We start from the raw sequence: 24692 nt of genomic DNA, 5'->3' as shown, positions 1-24692 counted from the left end.
TTTTTTTATAGTATAGAAATTGAGTTTTTAAACTAAATCAATATTGTAAAAACCTCCTTTATTCTCTTTTCTATTTTTTGAAAACTGGGTAATTAAATAGGCTGTAGTAATTAAATTACGTAGTTCACACAAATCAACTGATAGTTCGGAATAATCATACAATCGTTTATTGTCTTCATATAAAACGCGTAATTTTCTTTCTGCACGTAATAAACGTTCATTGGAACGAACTATTCCAACATAATTACTCATAATAGTTTTTACTTCATTTCTATCATGTGTAATAAGTACTTTTTCCATATTTTTAACAACACCACTATCATTCCAAACAGGTACTTTGCCTGGTGCTTTTATTTTAGGAAACCTTTTTGTTAAATTTTCTACTGCGTTATGACTAAAAACTAGGCCTTCTAGTAATGAATTTGAAGCTAATCTATTGGCACCATGAAGTCCAGATCGTGTTACTTCGCCACTAGCATATAAGTTTTTAATAGAAGTTTTTGCTTTTTTATTTACGTTTATTCCACCACAAATATAATGTTGCGCCGGTGATACTGGAATAAAATCTTTTCGAATATCAATTCCTAAACTTTTACATTTTTCAGTAATATTAGGAAAATGCTTTTTAAACTTTTTGTAATCAATATGCGTACAATCTAAAAATACGTTTGGAGCTCCACTTTTTTTAAGTTCACTATCAATAGCTCTTGCAACAATATCACGTGATGCTAATTCTTCACGCTCATCATATTTCTGCATAAAGCGTTCACCGTGAAAGTCTCTTAATATAGCGCCTTCACCTCTTACGGCTTCTGATATTAAAAAAGCGGGATATTCTCCGGGATTGTATAATGCAGTTGGATGAAATTGTATAAATTCTACATCTGAAATTTCTGCTTTAGCACGGTAAGCCATTGCTATACCATCTCCAGTAGCAACAATTGGATTGGTTGTTGTAATATACACCTGACCGTTTCCACCAGTTGCAATTAAAGTAACTTTAGCTGAAAAAGTTTTTACAATATTCTTTTTTTCATCTAAAACATAAGCTCCAAAGCAAGTTATTTTTTCTTTTCGTTTTGTTGGTTGTTTTTTAACTTGGTGTTCTGTAATTAAATCAATAGCGTAATGATAGTTTAAAAAGTCTATATTTTCGGCTTTTTCAACTTGTTCAATTAATGCTCTCTCAATTTCTGCCCCAGTAATATCTTTATGGTGTAAAACTCTATCTTGCGAATGTCCGCCTTCTCTACCAAGAGAATAATTGCCATCTGCTGTTTTATCAAAATTAGTTCCCCAATTTATTAATTCTTGTAATCTATCAGGTGCAGATTCTACAACCATTTTAACTACTTCTTCATCGCAAATTCCATCACCAGCAATTAATGTATCTTCAATATGTTGTTCAAATGAATCGACTGTTTTGTCCCAAACTGTAGAAATTCCACCTTGTGCATATTTTGTATTGCACTCATTCTTTTCGTTTTTAGTGATTATGGTAACTTTAGCATTTTTAAATTTATTTGCAATTTTTAATGCAAATGATAAGCCTGCAATTCCAGATCCTATTACTAAAAAATCTGTTTTGTGAATTTTCTTTTCAGCGTTCATTTAGTTTTTATTTAGATAGCTCTAGCATTCTTTCAATTGAAACTAGTGCTTTTTTGCTTAATTCTTCATCAACTTCAACAAAAGGAAGTTCGTGTTTTAAGCATAAATATAATTTTTTCATAGTGTTCATTTTCATATAAAAACACTCGCTACAGTTACAACTGTCGTCTTCAACAGGCGCAGGAATTAAAACTTTATCAGGCGAGTCTTGGCGCATTTTATGTAAAATTCCAACTTCGGTAGCTACAATAAATGTTTTTGCTTTGCTAGTTTTTACATAATTTAATAAGCCAGAAGTAGATCCAACATACTTAGCTACTTTTAGTAAATGAGCTTCAGATTCTGGATGAGCAATAATTTCAGCACCTGGATTTTCGGCATATAAAGCTAAAATTTTATCAATAGAAAAAGCTTCGTGAACCATACAAGCACCATCCCATAAAACCATATCTCTACCTGTTTTTTTAATTAGCCAAGCACCTAAATTTCTATCTGGAGCAAAAATTATAGGTTGATCTTTTGGAATTGAATTTATTATTTTTTCAGCGTTTGATGAAGTACAAACAATATCAGTTAATGCTTTTATTTCTGCCGAAGTATTTACATAAGAAACTACTATGTGATTTGGATGTTTCTTTTTAAAAGCTGCAAATTCTGAAGGTGGACAAGAATCTGCCAAGGAACAACCCGCTTTTAAATCTGGCAATAATACTTTTTTAGTTGGATTTAAAATTTTAGCGGTTTCTGCCATAAAATGTACACCAGCAAACACAATAATATCAGCGTTTGTAGTGGCTGCTTTTTGTGCCAATGCTAAGCTGTCTCCAACAAAATCAGCGATATCTTGAATTGCATCTTCCTGATAATAATGCGCAAGAATTACAGCGTTTTTTTCCTTTCTTAATTTGTTAATTTCCTGAACATAATCAATGTTTTTAGGTGTTTCAACATCTAAGAATCCCTTTTCTTGTAAATTTTTTGTTGCTTTTTCTAGTTGTGTCATAAAATAATTTTATTTGATAAGTACAAATAATATACCAAACAATCGGACTTAAAAAATCCGATTGTTTAGGTAAGTGCAATTTATAAAAAGTTATAGTTTTAGACAAGCAATACTTGCTGGGTTGGTTTTATTGAATTTTATATCTCCAACCAAACTTATCTTCCGCTAAATTTCTTTGAATATCTGTAATGCTTTTTTTGATAAAAGAGGCATAGCTATTTTCAACTTTAGGAAGTTCAAATTTTTCACCTTTATGGGCAAAACCTAAAATTGGACTAATAACAGCAGCTGTACCAGCACCAAACATTTCTAAAAGCTCACCTTTTTTAGCAGCTTCAACAATTTCTGTTACTTTAATTGGTCTAACTTCAACTTTTATCCCTTTATCTTGGGCAAATTGAATAATACTTTTACGTGTAACTCCATCTAAAATACGTTCGCTTGTTGGTGCAGTTAATAAAGTATCATTCACTCTAAAAAATACGTTCATTGTACCGGCTTCTTCTAATAATTCGTGTGTAGAAGCATCTGTCCATAAAACTTGTTGATAGCCTTGTTGTGCAGCTAATTTTGCTGGATAAAACGATGCTGCGTAATTTCCTGCAGCTTTTGCGTAACCAACACCTCCGTTAGCAGATCTACTATATTTATCTGCAATTTCAACTCTAACTTCACCAGCATAATACGCTTGAACTGGCGAGCAAATAATCATAAATTTATAATTAGTTGATGACGATGCAGAAACACAATTTTCGGTTGCAATAACAAACGGACGAATATATAATGAGTTGCCTTCTCCTTTTTGCACCCAATCCTTATCTAGTTTTAATAATTCTGTTAATCCTTCAAAGAAATATTCTTTTGGAAATGCAGGCATATCTAAACGTTCAGCAGATTTATTTATACGTTCTTGGTTTTGATCTGGTCTAAATAACCAAATATCATTATTATCATCTTTGTAAGCTTTCATTCCTTCAAAAACAGCTTGTCCATAATGAAAAACTTTTGCAGAAGGATCAAATAAAATTGGCTGGTAAGGTCTAATTTTTGGGGTTTGCCAAGCTCCGTTTTCATAATCACACTCAAACATATGGTCGGTAAATACTTGACCAAATTTTAAATTATTAAAATCAACAGATGAAATCTTTGATTTTGTTGTTTTTTCAATATGTAAAGCCATAATTTTTGTTAATTTAATTTAAACAAAATTACTTAAATATTTTTATTTGTAATTTTGTTTTGTACAAAGCGTACTACCTTATTTTTAATATATTTGGTAAAAATATTCAATAAAATAATAACAATAAAATAAATTTACATTATTAGTAGGTTTTTATACCTTTTTTTTGATTATAATATAAAAATTAAAATTTCAAATAAAAGCTTAAGTATCTAATAATTAGTTTTTTATATAATTTATACTCTTGGAAAGAAAAGTAATAGTTACAGCCGATGGTTCATCAACAATTCATATAAGTGAATGGGATGAAAACTACCACTCTAAACACGGCGCCATACAAGAAGCAAAACACGTTTTTATTAAAAGTGGATTGTCACTTTTTTCAAATGCAGATATTTCTATTCTAGAAATTGGGTTTGGAACGGGGTTAAATAGTTTTATCACATTTTTAGAAGCCGAAAGATTTAAGTTAACTATTAATTATGTGGGTGTGGAAGCATATCCTGTTTCTTTTGAGGAAGTTAATTGCTTAAATTATGTTACGCAATTAGAGGCCACAGAATTTGAAGCTGTTTTTAATAAAATGCATCAACAAAAATGGGAAATTAAGGCAGATATTACACCTAATTTTTCACTAACAAAAAGACAGCAGTTTTTTAATGATATTGATGATGTAAATGCATTTAATTTAATATATTTTGATGCTTTTGGAGCAAGAGTTCAGCCAGAATTATGGACTGAAGAGATTTTTCAGAAAATGTATACAGCTTTAAAAACAAATGGCGTTTTAGTAACTTATAGCGCAAAAGGGAGTGTAAGAAGAGCTTTACAAACTGTAGGTTTTTTAGTGGAAAAATTACCTGGTCCTCCTGGAAAAAGAGAAATGTTACGCGCAACAAAAAAATAAATAAACTGGTATGACAAATAGATTTAAAAAACCAAAAAAACCAAATTATAAAAGAGGAATTATTTTAGTATTAGCCTTATTTTTAATATTGTATTTATGGTTAAATGTTGAAAGTATAGTTACAGCATTATTTTCTAAATAAATAGTTATTTTTTATAAGTTCTACCTTTCCAATTATAGTTTGTGAAAAATGACAAAAATGCTATAAAAACTGTGAAAAAAGGATATAGTATACTTGTTATTGGAAAATAGGAGCGTGAATTGTTGATTTTTAAAAATTGTGAGGTTTTGTTGATTAAAATAAAATCTAACAACATTTTTTGGATAAATACAATACATAAAACTAGCCAATAAAACGGATAAATAAAAGCAAAAATTGTTACCAAAACAAGCAATAAATTTTCAAGGAATACTAGAGCGCCAACTAATTTCGCAAAATTATTTTTATAATGGCCAGCTTTTGAAGCCCAACGTATTTGTTGGTTTATAAACTTTTTCCAACTTGTTTCAGAATTAGTGACAATAATGGCTTCTTCATTTTTTAAAAAAACTATTTTCTCAGGGTGTTTTTCAATCATTTTTTCCAGTAAAAAAATATCATCACCGCTTGCAATATTTTCATTTCCTAAAAATCCATTTAATTTATTAAATATGTTTTTAGAATAACACAAATTTGCTCCATTACACATAAACGGTTTTTTAATTCCAAATGCGCCAATTGTACTTCCAATTAAACTGATAAAGTTTAAATTTTGGAAATGAAATAAAAAGGAAGATTTTGGTTTAAATTTTACTGGGGCACTTATAAAATATGGTTGTTTTTTTTCAATAATCTGATTAAAGCTTTGCAACCAATTTACTGGAACTTCACAATCGGCATCTGTAGTAACAATCCAATTTAGTTTTGAGTGTTTTATTCCTAATGAAATAGCATCTTTTTTTGGTGAAGTAAAATTTTTAAGAGAATGAATAAGGGAAATATTTAATTGAGGAAATTGAACTTGAAATTTTTTTATAATCAATTCAAATTCATCATCCGAATGATCGTTTATCAAAATAATTTCAAATAAATTAATTGGATAATTTAATTTTGAAAACGAAGTTAATAAGGTTTCTAAATTTTCAGCTTCATTTCTAAAAGCAACAATAATAGAAAAGGTGTTTTTTGCAGGAGAATTTTTATAAGTTGATGTTTTTAACTTATTAAAACCTAGTATAAAAGTAAAAACAAGTACAGTATAACTAATAGAAATAAATGCAATAATAAAAATCATTCGCTTTTTATAAGTTTAAAATTTAATACAAATATACTTCCAATTAGTGCCGGAATTGCAAAATTTAATATCCACATTAAGGTTGTAATTGTTAAAATTGTAAGTTCATTAATTCCAACAAAACTAAATAGCCAAACTGCTATAGATCCTTTTATAACCCAATCGAAAATTGCTAAACTAGGAATTATAGAAGCTATAAAATACATACAGAACACTAAATTTATTGCGGTAAAATAATCGATATTAACTCCAAATATAAAGAGCAGTAATAAAAATTGATGTGAAAAAAACACGTATCGTAAAAATGAAAGAGAAATTATTTCAAAATAGATTTTTGCTGAGATAGTTTTTAAATAATGTCCAATTTTAAAGAACTTAAATTTTTTTAAAATAAAAATTGCGATAACAACTATTAATACAATTAAAATTATTTTTAAAAAATTTACCTCAGGATGCTTAAAACTATATTTATTTAATAAAAATACAATTCCTAAAATACCAAAAAGCACCGTAATTGTTAACTGACTTATATTACCTATAAAGTTTAAAAGTACTATTTTTTTTCGTGTTCCTTTTTTAAAATATAGAGCTTTTGCGCCATACTCACCAATTCTGTTGGGTGTAATTATAGATGCTGTTAACGAAGCAAAACATTGCTTATAAGCATCAAAAAAAGAAATTTTCTTTTCTATACTTGCTAGTTTTTTCCATTTAAATATTTCTAAAATCCAATTAGCATCGGTAAATACTAATACAATTAAAAAATACCAAATACTTGTTGCAAATACTAAAGAGAGTTGTGCTGTAAATTGCTCAAAAGACAGCAATTTATTAGAGACTAATTTTTCAACTAAAAAATATATGGCGCCAACTACAATTAGCAGTTTTATAAGGATAAATAGTATGCGTTTATAATTGTTCAATATATTGTACATTTGGCTTTACAAATAAACAACTAATTGAGTTCAGAAAAAATTATATTAGGAATTGATCCCGGAACAACCATTATGGGGTTTGGGTTAATAAAAGTGGTAAATAAAAAAATGGAATTAATTGTTTTAGACGAATTAATTCTAAAAAAATATGACGACCATTATTTAAAACTAAAATTTATTTTTGAACGTACTATTCATTTAATTGAAACCTATAAGCCTGATGAAATTGCTATAGAAGCCCCTTTTTTTGGTAAAAATGTGCAATCTATGTTAAAATTAGGTAGAGCGCAAGGAGTTGCAATGGCTGCAGGTTTAACTCGAGAAGTTCCAATAACCGAATATTCGCCAAAAAAAATTAAAATGGCAATTACGGGAAATGGAAATGCGAGTAAAGAGCAGGTTGCTAAAATGTTACAAAGTTTACTAAAAATAAAAGAATTACCATCAAATTTAGACGCAACAGATGGCTTGGCCGCTGCAGTTTGTCATTTTTATAACAGCGGTAAAGTGAGTTCAGATAAAAATTACTCAGGCTGGGCGTCCTTTGTAAAGCAAAACGAGAAACGAGTTTCAGAATGATTGTTATTTTGTTCAAGTATTAAGTATTTAAACTTTCCAACTAAACAATTACATCACATTCGTAAAATTCATATTTTTTTTCAATTACCAATTGGCGATGTTCTCTAAATAAATGATATTCTTTAGAGTTTTCCATTTTAACTCTATCTTCTTTAGATTTCCAATATTCAACTAAAAAATATCTATTTTCCTCATTTCTATCTTTAAAAATATGAAAATGATCTAATCCTGCAGGTTTTGCTTCTGTTAACTCTTCAAATTTTTGAAGTTCAACAAACGAAATTCCTTCGCCTTCTTTAACCTTAAAAGAAACAATATAAGTATACATAATGGTTGACGTTTTCTCAAATTTACAATACCAATTTGATTAAAAAGGTAACAAAAATCACTTTTTGTCAGTTTTTATTAAAAGTGTACATTTATAAAACCTAATTAATTAATTGTGGCCGGAATCTATATTCACATACCATTTTGTAAACAAGCTTGTTATTATTGCGATTTTCATTTTTCCACCTCTTTAAAAAGGAAAGAAGAAATGTTAGCGTCTTTAAATAAAGAGTTATTTTTAAGAAAAGATGAGTTAAAAAACGAAATAATTGAAACCATTTATTTTGGTGGCGGAACACCATCATTACTTTCAATTGAAGAAATAGAAGAATTACTAAGTACAATTTATAAAAACTATGATGTAATTACAAATCCAGAAATTACGATAGAAGCAAATCCAGATGATTTATCTGAAGAAAAAATTAGTGCCTTATCAAATACCCAAATAAACAGATTAAGTATTGGAATTCAATCTTTTTTTGATGATGATTTAAAGTTTATGAATCGTGCACATTCTGCAGATGAATCTAAAGAATGTTTAAAAATTGTAAAAAAATATTTCCATAATATTACCATCGATTTAATTTATGGAGTTCCAAATATGACCAACCAAAAATGGCTGAAAAATTTACAAATGGCTTTTAATTTTGGCGTTCCACACATTTCTAGTTATGCATTAACAGTTGAAGAAAAAACAGCATTAGATTCGTTTATTAAAAAAGGAACAGTTCCACCTGTAGATGAAAACTTAGCATTAGAACATTTTAATATATTGGTTTCAGAAACTGAAAAAAATGGGTTTGTACAGTATGAAATTTCAAATTTTGGAAAACCAAATTATTTTTCAAAACATAATACTTCTTATTGGTTAGGTGAAAAATATTTAGGCATTGGGCCATCTGCACATTCTTATAATTTATTAGAAAGAGCTTGGAATGTTTCTAACAATGCAAAATACATAAATTCATTAAAAGAGAACGTTTTACCGCTTCAAATAGAAGCATTAACTGGTAATAACCGATTTAATGAATATATTATGACAGGGTTACGAACAATTTATGGTGTTTCATATGAAAAAGTTGAAAAAGATTTTGGAGCGTTGCGTTTGCAAAAATTAAAGGAAAATGCAAGGCCTTTTATAGAAAAAGGATTGCTAGAAATTAAATTAGGAACGTTTTCATCTGCAACATTAATAACCACAAAAAAAGGTAAATTTTTGGCAGATGGTATAGCTAGTGATTTATTTATAATTTAAAAACAATGCTTACCTTTGAGTAAGAACAATAAATATGGATTTACTTTTTGGAATTTTGTTAGGAGTTTCATTAACCTATTTAGGAGTGTCATTTTTTAATAAAAAAAATGATGTTCAAAAAATAGAAAAGCAATCTGTTGTATTGTTGGAGAAAATTAAAAGTGTTTGTAAGCTAATTTCTGTAGAGGGAGATTTTGCAGAAATTTATCATTATGTTGATACTAAAAATCATTTTTTAAAATTAATATCTAGTAAAAAGAAAGCTATTTTATTAATTAATGCTAAAGTGCATATAGGTTACGATTTAACTCAAATTAAGCTTAAAGCTAATACCGAAAATAAAGAAATTATTTTAACCCATTTTCCAGAACCTATAGTTCTAACCATAGAAACAGATGTTAGATATTATGATAAAGTTGATGGGTTGTTTAATAAATTTAATGCAACAGATTTAACAGCTTTAAATAGTGATGCTAAAAACTTTATTATTGAAAAAATTCCTGCAAGTGGATTAATAGATTCAGCCAAAAAAGAAGCCTTAGATACTATTTTAATGATTGAACAATTATTAGAAACATCGGGTTGGAAATTTAACTATTCGCAATTAGAATTTCCAAATATTAAAACTAAAAAGAAACTAAATTAAGGTGAATATAGAAGAATTTAGAACCTATTGCTTGTCAAAAAAATATGTAACAGAAAGTTTTCCGTTTGACCATAAAACGCTGGTTTTTAAAGTGGCCAATAAAATGTTTGCGCTCTCCGGATTAGAGCATTACCCAGCCTCTGTAAATTTAAAATGTAATCCAGAAAAAGCTATTGAATTACGAGAGCAATATTCCGAAATTACAGAAGGTTACCATATGAGTAAAGTACATTGGAATACCGTAATAATTGAAGGGAAACTACCTAATAAACTAATTAAAGAATTAATAGATCATTCGTACAATTTGGTTGTAAAAGGCTTAACAAAAAAATTACAAAAAGAGCTAGGGTTTCTTTAATTGCTCTAAAAGTGCAAAAGATAAAGTTGCAAAGTAACAAGGTAAGAAGCACTTTAAGTTTAATTATTAATGCTAATGTTTTTTCTTATAATCAGAAGGTGTAACACCTTTTACCGCTTTAAATTTTCTATTAAAATTAGCTAAGTTGTTAAAACCAGATTTATAGGAAATTTCGGTAATACTTAAATCGTTATTTTTAGTTAATAATTTACAAGCATTTCCAATTCTAATATCAATTAAAAAATTAACAAAAGTTTTTGTTGTTCGTTGTTTAAAGTATCTACAAAATGCGTTTGGAGTCATATTTGCAATGTCAGCAACATCATTTAAAGTAATTTCTTTATGAAAATTATCCATTGTATATTTAAAAATATCACTCATTCTTTTACCTTCATCACCAGCATATTTTTTCAAATTAATCATAGAAGATAATTTCTTTTTTTTAGCCTTAGAAATTAAATTCAATATTTCAATAAAAAGTTTAAATTGTTCAAATTTAGAATTGGTTTTCATAGCTTTAAGAAATTCGGCTAGTTCAATTTTATCCGATAAAACTTCAAAACCAAGGTCTGCACTATTAAAAAAGTATTGAAAATGTTCAAATTCTGGTAACTCAAAAAAATAGTCGCCAAAAGAACTTTTTGTAAAAAACAAGCAAATTATATCGCAAACTTCCTCGCAACTTTCGTCTCTTTTAAAAACGTGAGGCAAATTTGAACCAATAACAAAAATATCATTCTTTTTAAAATCGCCCACGCAATCGCCAATTATAAAAGTACCATCACCTTCTGCAATTAGGGTAATTTGTATTTCTTTATGTTGGTGTAATTTTTCGTAAAAAGTCTCGCCTTTATATTCTTCTGTATATAAAGTAACATTTTCAGGTTTTGGAATAGTAAATGGAAAAACTTTCATAAAAAACTATTATTTGTATCAAAATTAATTTATTTTTTCAATAAATAATTAATTTAAGGTAGAATAATACTGTTTTTTGTTTAAAATAGTATCAAATTCATTATTTTTTATCTATCAGAAAGGAGTGTAATAATTCATTTACAAATAGTTATTGGTTAAATTTTGTATTGTAATACTAATATTTTAGTATTAATTTAGGCCAAAATATGTTCACAGCTTTAATTTTAGAAAAAGCAATTTAAAATAGTAAAAAAGTGAAGTTGGGTGTTTCCTTTCAGGTCGCGCTTTACGTTAAATCTTTTTTAAATTTCGCTATTTAAAAAAGGATATCACTGCAATCGCTAACACAAAAAGAGAACGTATTATTAAATGATGTATCACAAATCAAACACTCAAAATAACTGTTGAAAATGACTACCGGAAAAAACTATATTGGAAATTTATTATCATCCACAGGAAAGAAAACATTTAAAACTTTTAATCCGCAAACAAATATTGAAAACGAAACTGTATTTACAGAAGCATCGTTAGTAGAAATTGAAAAAGCAGTTGAACTTGCTTCAGAAGCTTTTAATACTTTTAAGTCAATTCCTGGAGAAAAAAAATCCGAATTTTTAAATGAAATTGCAAACCAAATATTAGAATTAGGCAATGAATTAATAGAAATGTATAGTTCAGAAACAGGTTTGCCAGCAGGTAGAGCAGAAGGTGAAAGAGGAAGAACAGTATTTCAATTGCGTAGTTTTGCAAATTTAGTAAAAGAAGGTTCTTGGGTAGAAGCAACCATTGATACAGCCGATGAAAATAGGCAGCCAATTCCAAAAGTAGATATTAGAAAAATGTTGTTACCATTAGGGCCAGTAGTGGTTTTTGGTGCAAGTAATTTTCCGTTAGCATACTCAACCGCTGGAGGAGATACAGCAGCGGCGTTTGCAGCAGGTTGTCCGGTAATTATAAAATCGCATCCAATGCATGCTGGAACTGGAGAATTAGTAGCTTCGGCAATTATAAAGGCCGCTGAGATTACAGGAATGCCAAATGGTGTTTTTTCAAATTTAAACAGTAGTGGAATAGAAGTTGGTGAAGTTTTAGTAAAACATCCTAGTGTAAAAGCAGTTGGTTTTACAGGAAGTATTCGAGGAGGAAGAGCCTTATATGATTTAGCAGCAAAGCGCCCAGAACCAATTCCGGTATTTGCAGAAATGGGAAGTGTTAATCCAGTTATAATATTACCAAATTCAGCTAAATTAAAAGGAGATTTTTGGGCAAAATTATACGCAGGTTCTATTACTTTAGGCTCTGGTCAGTTTTGCACAAACCCGGGATTAATTTTAGGAATTAAGAGTGTTGATTTGGATAATTTTATTAAAAAACTATCGGAAGAAATTATAAAAATTGAACCATCGTGTATGCTACATCCTAATATTATTGGAGCTTATGAAAGTAATAAAGCTAAGATGTTAGAGCAGAAAGGATTGCATACAGCAGCCGCAGTAAATAATGATGTTTCAAAAAATTATGGAAGACAAATAGTTACCACAGTTGAGGGAGCAACGTTTTTAGAAAATTCAACCTTGCACCAGGAAGTTTTTGGACCTTTTTCTATGGTTGTTCAATGTGAAAATAAAGCTCAATTAGAAGAGATTATTTCAAAATTAGAAGGACAATTAACTGGAACCATTTTAGCGGAAAATGAATTAGAAAACTATCCTGCAATTATTAGCGCATTACAAAATAGAGTGGGCCGTATTATTTTTAATGGAGTTCCAACAGGTGTAGAGGTTTGTCCAGCAATGGTTCACGGAGGTCCATATCCGGCATCAACAGATAGCAGATTTACTGCAGTTGGTACAAATTCAATTAAACGTTGGGTACGTCCTTTTAGTTATCAAAGTTGGCCAAATAGTTTATTACCTGCCGAATTAAAAAATGAGAACCCATTAAATATTATTCGTTATGTAGATGGAGAACCAACTAAAAACCCAATAAAATAATAAAGTATATTTTCAATTTGAACGAAATAAAAAAAAGCTTTTCCATTTTTGGAAAAGCTTTTTTTATAATTATAAAAGACTAGAATTAGTCTCTTTTTTCTCTTGGTTTTCTGTCTCTGTCACCACCGCGGTTGTCTTTACCACGATTATCACGTCCACCACCATTTCTTTTATCATCTCTTGGAGGTCTTTCCACAAAACCTTCAGGTTTTGGTAGTAAGGCTTTTCTTGAAACTTTATCTTTTCTAGTTTTAGGATCTTTTCCAAAGTATTTTACATCAAAAACATCACCCATATTTACAACATCAGTAACATTATCTGTACGTTCCCAAGCTAACTCAGAAATGTGTAATAAAACTTCATTTCCTGGAGCTTCTTGATATTCAACAACAGCACCAAAATCAAGCATTTTTATAACTTTAACTTCATAAATGCTACCAACTTCTGGTTTAAACATTAACGAGTTAATCTTATCTAAAACAGCATCAATTCCAGCTTGGTTAGTTCCTAAAATTTCAACAATACCTTCGCCAGTTAATGGATCTTCATTAATAACAATAGTAGTTTTTGTTTCTTTTTGTAATTCTTGAATTACTTTTCCACCTGGTCCAATTAATGCTCCAATAAAGTCGTTTGGAATAACTTTAGTTACCATTTTAGGTGCATGAGGTTTTACATCAGCATTTGGTTTTGCAATAGTATCGGTAATTAAACCTAAAATATGTAAACGTCCATCGCGTGCTTGTTTTAAAGCTTTTACTAAAATTTCATAGGATAAACCTTTAATTTTAATATCCATTTGACAAGCAGTAATTCCGTCTGCAGTACCAGTAACTTTAAAGTCCATGTCTCCTAAATGATCTTCATCACCTAAAATATCGCTTAATACAGCGTAACGATCTCCGTCAGAAATTAATCCCATAGCAATACCTGAAACTGGTTTTTTCATTTGAATACCAGCGTCTAATAACGCCATTGTTCCAGCACAAACAGTTGCCATTGATGATGAACCGTTAGATTCTAATACTTCAGATACAACTCTTACAGTATACGGACAATCTGTTGGGATCATTCCTTTTAATGCGCGTTGTGCTAAGTTTCCGTGTCCAACTTCTCTACGTGAAGTTCCTCTTAATGGGCGAGCTTCACCGGTTGAGAAAGGAGGGAAGTTATAATGTAAATAAAAAGACTCTTCACCTTGGTATGAAGGCATATCAATTTGATTAGATTCTCTAGATGTTCCTAAAGTAACTGTTGCTAAAGCTTGAGTTTCTCCTCTTGTAAAGATTGAAGAACCGTGAGTTGATGGTAAATAATCTACTTCACACCAAATAGGACGAATTTCTGTAGTTTTTCTACCATCTAAACGTAAACCTTCATCAAGAGTTAAGTTACGTATAGCACTTTTTTCAGTTTTAGCATAGTAATAAGAAATTAAATTTCCTTTTTCAGCTAATTCTTCTTCAGTAAAAGTTGCTTTAAATTCTTCTTTTATAGCAGCAAAAGCATCACTTCTTTCGTGTTTTGCGCTTCCTGCTTTTGCAATATCGTATACTTTTTGATATGCAAATTCGTGAGCTCTTTTTTCAATTTCTTCGTCAGTTTCAGCAACTTCGTAAGTTCTTGTTTCTTTTTTACCCACAGCTTCAGCAAATGCTACCTGAACAGCACATTGTACTTTAATTGCTTCGTGAGCAAATTTAATGGCATCTGCCATTTCTTCTTCTGAAATTTCATTCATTTCACCTTCAACCATCATAACTGAATCAGCTGAAGCACCAATCATCATATCAATATCAGATAATTCTAATTGTGCTCTACTTGGGTTGATAATGAATTCTCCATCAATTCTTGCAACACGTACTTCTGAAATTGGAGTTTCAAAAGGAATATCACTTAAAATAATAGCAGCAGAAGCAGCTAAACCTGTTAATGCATCGGGCATTACATTTTCGTCATGAGACATTAACTGAATCATTAACTGTGTTTCTGCATGGTAATCTTTTGGAAATAACGGACGTAAAACACGGTCTACTAAACGCATTGTTAATACTTCTCCATCACTTGGTCTTGCTTCTCTTTTAAAGAAACCACCAGGGTATTTACCAGCTGCAGCAAACTTTTCTCTATAGTCTACAGTTAATGGTAAAAAATCTACTCCTGGACTTGCTGTGTAGTTTGAAACTACTGTACAAAGTAACATTGCGTCACCCATTCTAACAACAACCGACCCGTGAGCTTGTTTTGCTAATTTTCCAGTTTCCATAGAGATGGTTCTTCCATCTCCTAATTCAATAATTTGTGTATGTACCTTAGGTATCATAAATAAGTTTTAAAATTAATTAAACAATTGGTTTGTTGTTGTGTTGTGTTTGTACCAATGAAAAGTTTAATTTAAGCTTTCTTTTTAAGGATGAATATAATAAAAAAAGAGGCAATAAATTTGCCTCTTTTTAATAAAGAATATTATTTTCTTAATCCTAATTCCTGAATAATTTCACGATATCTTACAATATCTTTTTTAATTAAATAGTCTAATAAATTTCTTCTTTTACCTACTAATTTTACTAATGAACGCTCAGTATTGTAATCTTTACGATTTCTTTTTAAATGTTCAGTTAAGTGGTTAATTCTGTAAGTAAATAAGGCTATTTGACCTTCTGCTGAACCAGTATTTACAGCTGTTTCACCGTGCTTTGCAAAAATTTCTGCTTTTTTTTCTTTTGTTAAATACATGCTAACATTAATTTAATTTAATAATTTTTATGTAGAATAACAACACTTGTTGCTATCAGTCGGCAAATATACTACTATTATTTTGATAAACAATTAAATGATTTTTATTTATGTGTGTTGAAAATGAGAAACTTATACTTTGTAATATAATAAATAGATCTTTTTTTTCGTTTTATTAAACCTTTTAGTAATTTTTAGGTCTAAAGAAATAACTGAACAAAAAAATATTAATTAATAAAACAGATGAGATTATGAAAATTAAACATTTTAAAACATTCGCTTTTTTAGCGATAGGAAGTTTATTCTTTTTGAGTTGTGAAAATAATGACTCAAATACTGCAACCGATCCAATTGCTGCAGATGATGCAATAGCAATTGTTGAAGCTGATGATGTTTCTGAAGATGTAGGAAATTTAATTGATGATTATTTTGCCTTTGAAGAAGGGCTTTCTTCAAAAACGGATACATCTCTTAAAGGTTCTCCAAATTATTTGGATTGTATGACAAAAACAATTGTAATTGATGGAACCTTGGTAACCGTAACTTTAGATTTTGGTGAAGGATGTGAATTGCCAAATGGAAATATTTTAAAGGGTAAAATTATTTTAAGTCATAATTTGGATATGGAAGCACAGTCTAGAACAATATCTTTTAGTTATGAAAACTTTTATTTTAATGATTTAAGTGTTGAAGGAAGTAGCACTATGGTAAAATTAAAAGCTAATGATGCTGGAAACCCACAATCTTCATTTACATTTGATTTTAAAGTAACTTGGCCAGAAGGTGAATTTGTAAACAGAACTGGTACTAAAGTAAGAGAGTGGATAGAAGGTAATGATACCAGAGATTGGGAAGATAATGTTTATATAATTACTGGTAATTGGTCTACAACTTTTAAAGATGGTACTGTGTATTCAGCTACAATTGTAGAACCATTAAGAAGAGAAGCTACGTGTAGATATATTGTGAGTGGTACAGTTGATATTGTAAAAGGAACAAGTACAGGAACTTTAAATTTTGGAGATGGAACTTGTGATGATATTGCAATTTTCACCAATGATTTGGGTGAGGAAGTAGAAGTTACTTTAAAATGTGGAAAAGGATAGAAAATAGAAACGTAGATTAATAAATATTAATAAAAGAGCTTAATTTGATGTATTTAAATTAAGCTCTTTTTAATTATTTTCTAATTGGTAAATTTTGAATTAAATCTATATAGAGATTTATTTGTTTCTTTAAATTTTTTCGTTCAATAATTTTATCTAAAAAACCATGTTCTAATACAAATTCTGAACGTTGAAAACCTTCTGGTAAATCTTTTCCTGTAGTGTCTTTTACTACTCTTGGTCCTGCAAAACCAATTAAAGCATCTGGTTCAGCAATATTTATATCACCTAACATAGCGTACGAGGCGGTTGTACCTCCAGTTGTTGGGTCTGTAGATAAAGAAATGTATGGAATATTAGCATCAGATAATTGTGCTAATTTAGCAGATGTTTTAACTAACTGCATTAATGAATATGATGCTTCTTGCATTCTAGCTCCACCAGACTTTGAAATCATTAAAAAAGGAATTTTCTTTTTAATAGAGTAATCAATTGCTCTGGTAATTTTTTCACCAACTACACTTCCCATAGATCCTCCAATAAAAGCAAAATCCATAGCGGCAATTACTAAATCTTTTCCTAATGATTTTCCAACTGCGGTTCTTACGGCATCATTTAAATTTGTTTTCGCGTATGCTTCTTTTAGTCTATCCGTATATTTTTTTGTATCGGTAAAATTTAGAGGGTCTTTAGAGACCATGTCTTTATCAAATTCCTTAAATTCATTGTTATCAAATAGAATTTCGAAATATTCGGCACTTCCTATTCTAACGTGGTAGCCGTCTTCAGGGCTTACATAGTAGTTTTCTTTTAATTCGTCAGTATCAACAATTTTACCACTAGGGGTTTTATACCATAAACCTTTTGGTACGTCTTTTTTCTCGTCGGTAGGAGTTTGAATTCCTTTATCTTTTCTTTTAAACCAAGATGACATATAAAATTTTGTTTTAGTTGAAAATAGAGGTGCAAATTACTAAAAAAAACAAAGAGAACATATAAAAACATGTTCTCTTTGGTAAATTTTAAGTGTAATTGTATTAATTACAATGTATTTACGTTGTTTAAATCTTTAAAAGCTTGAGTTAATCTAGTTTTAAAAGTTAACTCACCTTCACGTACCCATTTTCTTGGATCGTACATTTTTTTGTTAGGTATGTCAGCTCCTTCTGGATTTCCAATTTGAGTTTTTAAATAATCAATATTGTTTACCATAAAATCTCTAATTCCTTCCATAAAAGCAAATTGTAAATCTGTGTCAATGTTCATTTTAATAACACCATAACCAATTGCTTCTCTAATTTCTTCTAAAGTTGAACCTGAACCACCGTGGAATACAAAATCTACTGGATTAGCAATAGTATTGTATTTTTCTTGAATGTATTTTTGAGAGTTGTCTAAAATTTTTGGTGTTAATTTTACGTTTCCTGGTTTGTAAACACCGTGTACGTTTCCAAAAGATGCAGCAATAGTAAAGTTATCGCTTACTTTTTTTAGTTCAGTATAAGCATACTCAACTTCTTCTGGTTGTGTATATAATTTTGAAGCATCAACATCAGAATTATCAACACCATCTTCTTCACCACCTGTAATTCCTAACTCTATTTCTAAAGTCATTCCCATTTTGCTCATTCTTTCTAGGTAAGTTTTGCAAATTTCAATGTTTTCAACTAATGGTTCTTCAGATAAATCAATCATGTGAGAACTGAATAATGGAATTCCATTTTCTTTGTAAAATTGTTCACCTGCATCTAATAACCCATCAATCCAAGGTAATAATTTTTTAGCACAATGGTCTGTATGTAAAATTGCTACAACTCCATAAGCTTCAGCTAATGTGTGTACGTGTTTAGCGCCTGCAATAGCACCTGCAATAGCTGCTTTTTCATTTGCATTTGATAATCCTTTACCTGCATTAAATTGTGCTCCACCATTTGAAAATTGAATAATAACTGGAGAATTTAATTCTTTTGCAGTTTCTAAAACAGCGTTAATTGTGTTTGATCCTATAACGTTAACAGCTGGTAATGCAAATTTTTTTGCTTTAGCCAATTGAAAAATTTCTTGCACTTTGCTACCTGTTGCAACTCCTGGTTTAATATTGTGACTCATAATGTATTAAGTATATAATTTAGTTTTTGACTTGTAGCAACAAAATTAAGGAATTATTAGGTTTAAACTAGTATTGAACTGAAAAAAAACGAAAACGAAATAGTTTTAAAATGGGTAACTAATACCAAAATTATATACGTTATTGGCAAAATTTGCGTGTTGAAACCATTTTTTTCCGTTATCTAAATAGGGTTCGTAGGTTTTAAATCCTAAATCCAATCTTAGTAAAATAAAACTTAAATCGTACCGAATTCCGAAACCTGTTCCTATGGCAATATCTTGTAAAGAGTTAAATCCAGTAAATTTTGCGTCGCTAGACGTTACGGTAGAATTTGTGATGTCCCAAATATTTCCTGCATCTACAAAAAGCGCTCCTTTTAAACTGTTTAAAACTTTAAAACGATATTCTAAGCTAGTTATAAATTTTAAGTTTCCAACATTATATTCTAAGCCACTTTGGGTAGATCCTGGACCTAAATCATAAATTTTCCAAGCTCTTAAATCGTTTGGACCTCCAATAAAATAGCTTCTGCTAAAAGGCATAGTACTAGAATTATTATAAGGAACTGCAACTCCTAAAAAGCTTCTGAACGCAATAACATTATCTAAAGATACATTCCAAAATTTCTTATATTCTAAATCTGTTCTAACATATTGAGCAATTGGTGTTTTTAATATTGTTTTAGTTCCGCTATCATCTGTTTCGTTTGATAATAAAGTAGTTAAATTTCCAGATGATGCAATACGAGCTCTAAAAAATGAAAAATCGTTATCTTTATAGTTTTCACTATTGTTGTAGGTAAATGTGTACGCAACTGAAGGAATTAAAGCATCTTCTGTAATAATATAATATAACGCTTCAATATTTTTAGCGGTTTTGTATTCAGTTGAATTTGATGCTTCAAAATCATCATTAATATAGGTTTCAATAAATGAAATGGCGGTACTTTCGCTTAGTTCAGCATCTGGGAAATAAGTTTCTTGTATTTCAACTAAATCATCATATTCTGATGTGTAAATATCAAAATAAGAGTCTATGTTTAAGTTTTGAATAAATTGCGCATTTAATAGTTGAAAACTATGACTTTTTGTTTTGGTAGTTTCCCAGGTATAGTCTATAATTCCTGTGAATTTTTGTTTATCTAACCCAATATCTTTTTGAAGACTGGTTCCTAAAGTAAATGTTGTGGAGGGCGACATACTTTTTGGAATAATTTTATCGGGATTAAAAGGTAATAAAAAGCGAGGTATTTCTAATGAAATATCACTACCAATTTCCCATGCATTTAAAAGAGCAGTATCACTATCAGCCGCATCTTTTGAGTCTAAAAACGATCCTTGAATAGAAAACTTTAAAATTTCTGAACCTTTAAAAATGTTTCTATTTAAAAAAGAAAGTTTTCCGGAAACTCCTAATTGCCTAATGTTAGAATGTGTAAGTTCAGTATTAAAACCAATGGAATATTTTTTTAAAGGTGTTAAATATATTGAAGCATTTAACATATCATCCTCGGTTTCTTCATATTTAATATCTACGGATTTAAAATTATTTAATCTTCGTAAATTTTTACGTGTTAACTCTCTAGTGTCATCTTTATAAATTGCATTTGGCTCTATAAAAATAGCATCTAATAAAAACTTTGGATTGTATTTTAATTGGTCTATAGCTAAAAAATTAAAACCGTTGTATTTTTCATTAACCTTTATTGGATCATCTTTAGTGTTGTACGAATAATCGGTATAAATATTTACGTTTTTTATTTTTTGAACTTTAAACGGAACAGTGGCAATACTATCATTTATTAATAGGGTAACATCTGAAGTGTAATTTGTTTTGGACGAATCAGCTTCAAAAGTAATGGCATTTTTATTAAATCTGTAAACACCTGAATTTCTAAAAAGGTTTGATATTCTGTTTTGCTCATCAATAAATAAAGAAAGCTTAAATTGATTTCCAGTTTTTATTTCCGATTCTTTTTGATGAAGTTTATAGATAGAATCTAATACTTCCGATTCTATTTCGGTTTTTATGGAATCTAAGGTGTACGCTTTGTCGGTATTTATAAGATAGTTGATTCCAATTTTTTTATTTTTTTTAACCTCTTCATAGTTAACATTTACATTAAAATAACCTTCGTTATAATAGTGCTGTGTTAAATTTTCTACAGTTTGGTTTGCTTTTTTAGAATCAAAAATAATTGGTGGCTCGCCATTATTTAAAAACCATTGATGTTTTTTTACTTTAAAATTGTGAATACCTCTGGTTTGTTTTTCTGAAAATATACTTGTGGTTAATTTTTTCCAAAACGGTTTGTTTAATTTCCACTGGTTATAATCAGTTTCAAAGTTTTTATCGCCAATATTATAAAAATATAATGGTAGCGGAATTCCTAAAACTAATTGATTTGGACGTTGTACTATGTAGTCTGTAATTTCATAGTTAACATTTTTTTTATCATTAACATAAACAGCATTTTTTGTGAGTAGTAACTCATTATCAGCAACATATTTTAATGTATTACACGATGAAAAACTAAAAGTAATACTTGTTACAATTAAAAATATGATAAAATTGTTTTTCAAAAAATAAGAGTTTAAATTTGTTTCAAATGTAAAGCTTTTAAAGGTATTACCAAATTACAATTTTTATAATCACGATAAATGAGTTTAACAAAAAATCAATTTAAATTAATAACGAGTTTACAACAAAAAAAGTACCGCCAAAAAAATCATTTATTTGTTGCCGAAGGAACCAAAGTAGTAAATGAATTATTAAATTCTAGTTTAAAATTAGATCAACTTTTTTGTGTTAATGATTCAGAATATAAAAATATTGAAAATAAGGACCTTATTTCGGAAGCCGTTTTAAAAAAAATTAGCACTTTAAAATCTCCAAATAATGTGGTTGCCATTTTTAAAATGCCTGAAGTTTTACCCTTAAAAAAAACGGGTTTAATTTTAGTGTTAGATGCCATAAATGATCCAGGAAATTTAGGGACAATAATTAGATTGTGTGATTGGTTTGGAATAGATCAATTAGTTTGCTCTATGAAAACTGTTGATTGTTACAATTCTAAAGTTGTGCAGGCAACAATGGGTTCTTTGGCACGAGTTTCTATTGTGTATACGGATATTGAAAAGTATTTAATGAACACAGAGTTACCAATTTTTGCATCGTTAATGGATGGAGAAAATGTGTACAAATCCTCTTTGCCAAAACAAGGTGTTTTAGTTATGGGTAATGAAGCTAACGGAATTAGTGAAGCGGTTTTAAAATTAGCCAACAATTCCATTTCAATTCCAAGATTTGGTGGTGTACAGCTAACTGAAAGTTTAAATGTGGCTACTGCAACTGCAATATTATTAAGTGAATTTAAACGATTGACTTAATGAAAGGCAAGTTTTAAAAAAATACCACGTGTGCCAAAATAATCTACATTTCCGGTCCATTGGCTATTTGGGTCGTTGTCTTTTACTAATTCATTATTAATAGCAAAAACACCTCTAATAGAAGGAGAAAATATAAAATAAGGTAAGTAAATATCTATTCCAGCACCAACTTCGTAGGTGAAATTATTTTTTTTCATTCTAAATTCACCATCAGAATTATCATCGGGATTATCTTGATTGCTTGAAAAATTATAATCATAAGACACACCTCCAATAATGTAAGGTCTTATATTATTTAATCTGTCGGTATTTAGTTTTAGTAATAAAGGAACACGTAAATATGTAGAGTTTACCTCTCTAATACTGTCTTGAGCCCCAGAAATATGTGTAAATGCTAAAGTTTTTGTATTACTAGAAAGTCCGGGTTCTATGCGTAAAGAAACATTTTTATGTAATCTTAAATCGCCAATTAAACCAACGTTAAAACCAACGGAAGGTGTAACCTTTATAAAAGTATCATTATCTAAATAAGATATTTTATAATCCTTTTTATTAAAACCTAAATAATAACCCCAAAACATTTTTTGTTGATCCCAATTTTGTTGGTATTCAACAACATCTCTTTTTTGAGCGTTTGATTGAAATATGGTTAAAACTAAAATTATAATAACAATTACTTTTCTCATGTTTTATTTTTTAGCGACATAAATAGAGGCAACTCCAAATGTTTGTGGTTTACACTCAATAGCTATAAACCCATTTTTTTGTAAAATATTGTTGAAAGCATTTCCATAAGGAAAAGAAGCTGCAGAATCTGATAAATATTTATAGGCAACTTTATCTTTTGAAAACAATTTTCCAATAATAGGAAGTATTTGTTTTGAGTAAAAATTATAACCTTGTTTAAAAGGTGTTTTTGTTGGAATTGATGTTTCTAAAACAACAAAAGTTCCGCCAGGCTTTAAAACTCTAAATATTTCAGCTAATCCTTTATCTAAATTTTCAAAATTTCGAACCCCAAAAGCAACTGTTATAGCATCAAAAAAATTGTTTTCAAAAGGAATGTTTTCAGAATCGCCAAAAACCATTTCAATTTTAGAATTTAGCTGTAATTTTTCAATTTTTTTTCTTCCAACGCTTAACATTCCTTCAGAAATATCTAAACCAATAATTTTTGAAGCGTTTGTTTTTGATAAATTAATTGCTAAATCTCCTGTTCCGGTGGCAATATCTAAAATTGTTTCTGGGTTTGTTTTACCAATAATTTCAACAACTTTTTTTCTCCAAGAAACATCAATTCCAAATGAAATAACTCTATTTAATCCATCATATTCATTAGAAATAGTATCGAACATTTTAGCAACTTGTTCTTTTTTTCCTAGTTCAGAATCTTTGTAAGGTTTTACTTTTTCGGTCATAATTATTTTTAGTAATTAACAGCAACAACTTCTTCTATTTTACCAGGAATTAATTGTTTTAGCATATTTTCAATGCCATTTTTTAAAGTTATTGTAGATGATGGACAACCACTACAAGCTCCTTGTAAAACTACATTTACAATTTTAGTATCTATATCGTACGATTGGAATAAAATGTTTCCTCCATCTGCTGCTACAGCTGGTCTAATATATTCATCTAAAATTCCTATTATTTGTTTAGAAACATCATCTAAATTTTCTGAATTTGAATAGTCTTCATTTGATTTTTCAACAACTTTTTCTGGATAGGTTTTTACAACTGTATTTCCATTTGCTACAAACTCTCTAATGTAGCTTCTTATTTCAACAGTAATTTCTCCCCATTCAATAGCGTCAGTTTTTGTAATTGACACATAGTTTTCTGAAATAAAAACCTCTTTGGTAAACGGAAAATTAAATAACTCTGTAGCTAACGGTGAGTTTTTAGCTTCTTCATTATTTTTATATTCAACATCCATTTGTACCAATTTTTTATTAGCAACAAATTTTAAAACATTTGGATTAGGAGTTACTTCTGCATAAACTTCTACGGGTATTTTTTTTGTAGCAGTTTCTTCTATAACAATTACTCCAGCGTTATTTAAATAATTTTCTAATTGTTCTTTTACTTCTACTTGAACATCTGCCCAATCAACAATAGAAAAACGTTCAATAGCTATAAAATTTGCCGAAATAAATACACGCTTTACAAACGGTAAATGAAATAATTGTTGTGCTAAAGGCGAGTTTTTAGCTTCGTCTATATTACTGTAATCATAACTTCCGCTTGTTAAAACTTTGTTTGATGAAAATTTTATAATTGTTTCTGAAGTTGTTTTTTCTATATGTAATGTAATTGGATTCATTTTAAGTTAAATTTTGTGCAAAAGTACTAAAACTTGTTTAGCAA

Annotated in this window: 24 protein-coding genes; 9 read left to right on the top strand and 15 right to left on the bottom strand. The window is 29.3% G+C overall.

Translation table 11 applies throughout. From position 1 onward, the window contains the following. Positions 1–27: 27 nt before the first annotated feature. The 3 genes from nadB to ABY298_RS06855 all read right to left on the bottom strand — a co-directional run bounded on the left by nadB (position 28) and on the right by ABY298_RS06855 (position 3794). Positions 28–1611: an L-aspartate oxidase gene (gene nadB, locus ABY298_RS06865; protein ID WP_372745272.1), complete on the bottom strand. Its 1584-nt coding sequence runs from the start codon at positions 1609–1611 to the stop codon at positions 28–30. Positions 1612–1618: 7 nt separating this feature from the next. Then, on the bottom strand, positions 1619–2614 hold the full coding sequence (gene nadA, locus ABY298_RS06860) for a quinolinate synthase NadA (RefSeq protein ID WP_372745271.1): 996 nt from the start codon (positions 2612–2614) through the stop codon (positions 1619–1621). Between the two features lie 127 nt (positions 2615–2741). After that, positions 2742–3794, bottom strand: coding sequence for a branched-chain amino acid aminotransferase (locus tag ABY298_RS06855; RefSeq protein ID WP_372745270.1), 1053 nt, complete (start codon positions 3792–3794; stop codon positions 2742–2744). Positions 3795–4038: 244 nt separating this feature from the next. On the opposite strand from ABY298_RS06855, the gene mnmD reads away from it, so the two are divergent. Further along, positions 4039–4701, top strand: a complete 663-nt coding sequence (mnmD, locus tag ABY298_RS06850; protein ID WP_372745269.1) for a tRNA (5-methylaminomethyl-2-thiouridine)(34)-methyltransferase MnmD — start codon at positions 4039–4041, stop codon at positions 4699–4701. 10 nt (positions 4702–4711) lie between these two features. Then, positions 4712–4843: a hypothetical protein gene (locus ABY298_RS06845; protein ID WP_372745268.1), complete on the top strand. Its 132-nt coding sequence runs from the start codon at positions 4712–4714 to the stop codon at positions 4841–4843. A 4-nt stretch (positions 4844–4847) separates the two neighbouring features. On the opposite strand, the gene ABY298_RS06840 is transcribed toward ABY298_RS06845, so the two are convergent. Then, positions 4848–5975, bottom strand: a complete 1128-nt coding sequence (locus ABY298_RS06840) for a glycosyltransferase (RefSeq protein ID WP_372745267.1) — start codon at positions 5973–5975, stop codon at positions 4848–4850. Next, positions 5972–6898, bottom strand: a complete 927-nt coding sequence (locus ABY298_RS06835) for a lysylphosphatidylglycerol synthase domain-containing protein (protein ID WP_372745266.1) — start codon at positions 6896–6898, stop codon at positions 5972–5974. Before ABY298_RS06835 ends, ABY298_RS06840 begins: the two co-directional genes overlap by 4 nt. Before the next feature lie 36 nt (positions 6899–6934). Here ABY298_RS06835 and ruvC point away from each other — a divergent pair, with 36 nt between their 5' ends. Continuing rightward, the gene (gene ruvC / locus ABY298_RS06830) at positions 6935–7489 is read left to right on the top strand and encodes a crossover junction endodeoxyribonuclease RuvC (RefSeq protein WP_372745265.1); all 555 of its coding nucleotides are present in this window, start codon (positions 6935–6937) and stop codon (positions 7487–7489) included. Between the two features lie 40 nt (positions 7490–7529). Here the strand turns inward: ruvC and ABY298_RS06825 are convergent, their stop codons facing one another. Beyond that, positions 7530–7817, bottom strand: coding sequence for a putative quinol monooxygenase (locus tag ABY298_RS06825; RefSeq protein WP_372745264.1), 288 nt, complete (start codon positions 7815–7817; stop codon positions 7530–7532). Positions 7818–7931: 114 nt separating this feature from the next. On the opposite strand from ABY298_RS06825, the gene hemW reads away from it, so the two are divergent. The 3 genes from hemW to ABY298_RS06810 are packed head-to-tail and all read left to right on the top strand — an operon-like array spanning position 7932 to position 10075. Next, positions 7932–9071: a radical SAM family heme chaperone HemW gene (gene hemW / locus ABY298_RS06820; protein WP_372745263.1), complete on the top strand. Its 1140-nt coding sequence runs from the start codon at positions 7932–7934 to the stop codon at positions 9069–9071. Positions 9072–9105: 34 nt separating this feature from the next. Next, a complete protein-coding gene (locus ABY298_RS06815; protein ID WP_372745262.1) occupies positions 9106–9717 on the top strand; it encodes a DUF4230 domain-containing protein in 612 nt (203 codons plus the stop codon). A 1-nt stretch (position 9718) separates the two neighbouring features. Continuing rightward, positions 9719–10075, top strand: a complete 357-nt coding sequence (locus ABY298_RS06810) for an MmcQ/YjbR family DNA-binding protein (protein WP_372745261.1) — start codon at positions 9719–9721, stop codon at positions 10073–10075. 72 nt (positions 10076–10147) lie between these two features. Here ABY298_RS06810 and ABY298_RS06805 read toward each other — a convergent pair whose 3' ends face one another. Further along, positions 10148–10990, bottom strand: a complete 843-nt coding sequence (locus ABY298_RS06805) for an AraC family transcriptional regulator (protein WP_372745260.1) — start codon at positions 10988–10990, stop codon at positions 10148–10150. A 410-nt stretch (positions 10991–11400) separates the two neighbouring features. Between ABY298_RS06805 and ABY298_RS06800 the strand changes: the two genes are divergently transcribed. Next, the gene (locus tag ABY298_RS06800) at positions 11401–12984 is read left to right on the top strand and encodes an aldehyde dehydrogenase (NADP(+)) (RefSeq protein WP_372745259.1); all 1584 of its coding nucleotides are present in this window, start codon (positions 11401–11403) and stop codon (positions 12982–12984) included. An 85-nt stretch (positions 12985–13069) separates the two neighbouring features. Here the strand turns inward: ABY298_RS06800 and ABY298_RS06795 are convergent, their stop codons facing one another. Next, a complete protein-coding gene (locus ABY298_RS06795; RefSeq protein ID WP_372745258.1) occupies positions 13070–15307 on the bottom strand; it encodes a polyribonucleotide nucleotidyltransferase in 2238 nt (745 codons plus the stop codon). Between the two features lie 143 nt (positions 15308–15450). Next, entirely contained in the window at positions 15451–15720 is a 270-nt protein-coding gene (gene rpsO / locus ABY298_RS06790) for a 30S ribosomal protein S15 (RefSeq protein ID WP_372745257.1), read from the bottom strand. Positions 15721–15971: 251 nt separating this feature from the next. Here rpsO and ABY298_RS06785 point away from each other — a divergent pair, with 251 nt between their 5' ends. Then, positions 15972–16826 carry a hypothetical protein gene (locus ABY298_RS06785; RefSeq protein WP_372745256.1) on the top strand — a complete coding sequence of 285 codons (855 nt, stop codon included), beginning with the start codon at positions 15972–15974 and terminating at the stop codon, positions 16824–16826. A gap of 73 nt (positions 16827–16899) precedes the next feature. Here ABY298_RS06785 and accD read toward each other — a convergent pair whose 3' ends face one another. The 3 genes from accD to ABY298_RS06770 all read right to left on the bottom strand — a co-directional run bounded on the left by accD (position 16900) and on the right by ABY298_RS06770 (position 21518). Continuing rightward, entirely contained in the window at positions 16900–17760 is an 861-nt protein-coding gene (gene accD / locus ABY298_RS06780) for an acetyl-CoA carboxylase, carboxyltransferase subunit beta (RefSeq protein ID WP_372745255.1), read from the bottom strand. Positions 17761–17867: 107 nt separating this feature from the next. Then, positions 17868–18935: a class II fructose-bisphosphate aldolase gene (fbaA, locus tag ABY298_RS06775; protein ID WP_372745254.1), complete on the bottom strand. Its 1068-nt coding sequence runs from the start codon at positions 18933–18935 to the stop codon at positions 17868–17870. A gap of 105 nt (positions 18936–19040) precedes the next feature. After that, complete coding sequence (locus tag ABY298_RS06770; protein WP_372745253.1) at positions 19041–21518, bottom strand: BamA/TamA family outer membrane protein; 2478 nt, start codon at positions 21516–21518, stop codon at positions 19041–19043. A gap of 78 nt (positions 21519–21596) precedes the next feature. Here ABY298_RS06770 and ABY298_RS06765 point away from each other — a divergent pair, with 78 nt between their 5' ends. Further along, complete coding sequence (locus ABY298_RS06765; protein WP_372745252.1) at positions 21597–22325, top strand: TrmH family RNA methyltransferase; 729 nt, start codon at positions 21597–21599, stop codon at positions 22323–22325. Here ABY298_RS06765 and ABY298_RS06760 read toward each other — a convergent pair. From ABY298_RS06760 to ABY298_RS06750, 3 genes are read right to left on the bottom strand one after another with little or no spacing between them, the layout of a single operon-like run. Continuing rightward, a complete protein-coding gene (locus ABY298_RS06760; protein WP_372745251.1) occupies positions 22322–23011 on the bottom strand; it encodes a porin family protein in 690 nt (229 codons plus the stop codon). The two genes, ABY298_RS06765 and ABY298_RS06760, sit on opposite strands and share 4 nt — an antisense overlap. A gap of 3 nt (positions 23012–23014) precedes the next feature. Next, positions 23015–23743, bottom strand: a complete 729-nt coding sequence (ubiE, locus tag ABY298_RS06755) for a bifunctional demethylmenaquinone methyltransferase/2-methoxy-6-polyprenyl-1,4-benzoquinol methylase UbiE (protein WP_372745250.1) — start codon at positions 23741–23743, stop codon at positions 23015–23017. Between the two features lie 8 nt (positions 23744–23751). Continuing rightward, positions 23752–24648, bottom strand: a complete 897-nt coding sequence (locus ABY298_RS06750) for a NifU family protein (RefSeq protein WP_372745249.1) — start codon at positions 24646–24648, stop codon at positions 23752–23754. Between the last annotated feature and the right edge of the window lie 44 nt (positions 24649–24692).

It is taken from the genome of Lutibacter sp. (assembly GCF_041596795.1).
Taxonomy (GTDB): domain Bacteria; phylum Bacteroidota; class Bacteroidia; order Flavobacteriales; family Flavobacteriaceae; genus Lutibacter.
This window is presented reverse-complemented; position numbering and strand designations above follow the sequence as displayed.

Excerpts from the sequence above, each read along its gene's own strand:
- ABY298_RS06760 (WP_372745251.1), bottom strand. The coding sequence starts at position 23,011 with ATGAGAAAAGTAATTGTTATTATAATTTTAGTTTTAACCATATTTCAA.
- ABY298_RS06765 (WP_372745252.1), top strand. The coding sequence starts at position 21,597 with ATGAGTTTAACAAAAAATCAATTTAAATTAATAACGAGTTTACAACAA.
- accD (WP_372745255.1), bottom strand. The coding sequence starts at position 17,760 with ATGTCATCTTGGTTTAAAAGAAAAGATAAAGGAATTCAAACTCCTACC.
- nadA (WP_372745271.1), bottom strand. The coding sequence starts at position 2,614 with ATGACACAACTAGAAAAAGCAACAAAAAATTTACAAGAAAAGGGATTC.
- fbaA (WP_372745254.1), bottom strand. The coding sequence starts at position 18,935 with ATGAGTCACAATATTAAACCAGGAGTTGCAACAGGTAGCAAAGTGCAA.
- ABY298_RS06845 (WP_372745268.1), top strand. The coding sequence starts at position 4,712 with ATGACAAATAGATTTAAAAAACCAAAAAAACCAAATTATAAAAGAGGA.
- ABY298_RS06800 (WP_372745259.1), top strand. The coding sequence starts at position 11,401 with ATGACTACCGGAAAAAACTATATTGGAAATTTATTATCATCCACAGGA.
- ABY298_RS06785 (WP_372745256.1), top strand. The coding sequence starts at position 15,972 with ATGAAAATTAAACATTTTAAAACATTCGCTTTTTTAGCGATAGGAAGT.
- rpsO (WP_372745257.1), bottom strand. The coding sequence starts at position 15,720 with ATGTATTTAACAAAAGAAAAAAAAGCAGAAATTTTTGCAAAGCACGGT.
- ABY298_RS06805 (WP_372745260.1), bottom strand. The coding sequence starts at position 10,990 with ATGAAAGTTTTTCCATTTACTATTCCAAAACCTGAAAATGTTACTTTA.
- ABY298_RS06815 (WP_372745262.1), top strand. The coding sequence starts at position 9,106 with ATGGATTTACTTTTTGGAATTTTGTTAGGAGTTTCATTAACCTATTTA.
- ABY298_RS06750 (WP_372745249.1), bottom strand. The coding sequence starts at position 24,648 with ATGAATCCAATTACATTACATATAGAAAAAACAACTTCAGAAACAATT.
- ABY298_RS06855 (WP_372745270.1), bottom strand. The coding sequence starts at position 3,794 with ATGGCTTTACATATTGAAAAAACAACAAAATCAAAGATTTCATCTGTT.
- ABY298_RS06825 (WP_372745264.1), bottom strand. The coding sequence starts at position 7,817 with ATGTATACTTATATTGTTTCTTTTAAGGTTAAAGAAGGCGAAGGAATT.
- ABY298_RS06840 (WP_372745267.1), bottom strand. The coding sequence starts at position 5,975 with ATGATTTTTATTATTGCATTTATTTCTATTAGTTATACTGTACTTGTT.
- ABY298_RS06795 (WP_372745258.1), bottom strand. The coding sequence starts at position 15,307 with ATGATACCTAAGGTACATACACAAATTATTGAATTAGGAGATGGAAGA.
- ubiE (WP_372745250.1), bottom strand. The coding sequence starts at position 23,743 with ATGACCGAAAAAGTAAAACCTTACAAAGATTCTGAACTAGGAAAAAAA.
- nadB (WP_372745272.1), bottom strand. The coding sequence starts at position 1,611 with ATGAACGCTGAAAAGAAAATTCACAAAACAGATTTTTTAGTAATAGGA.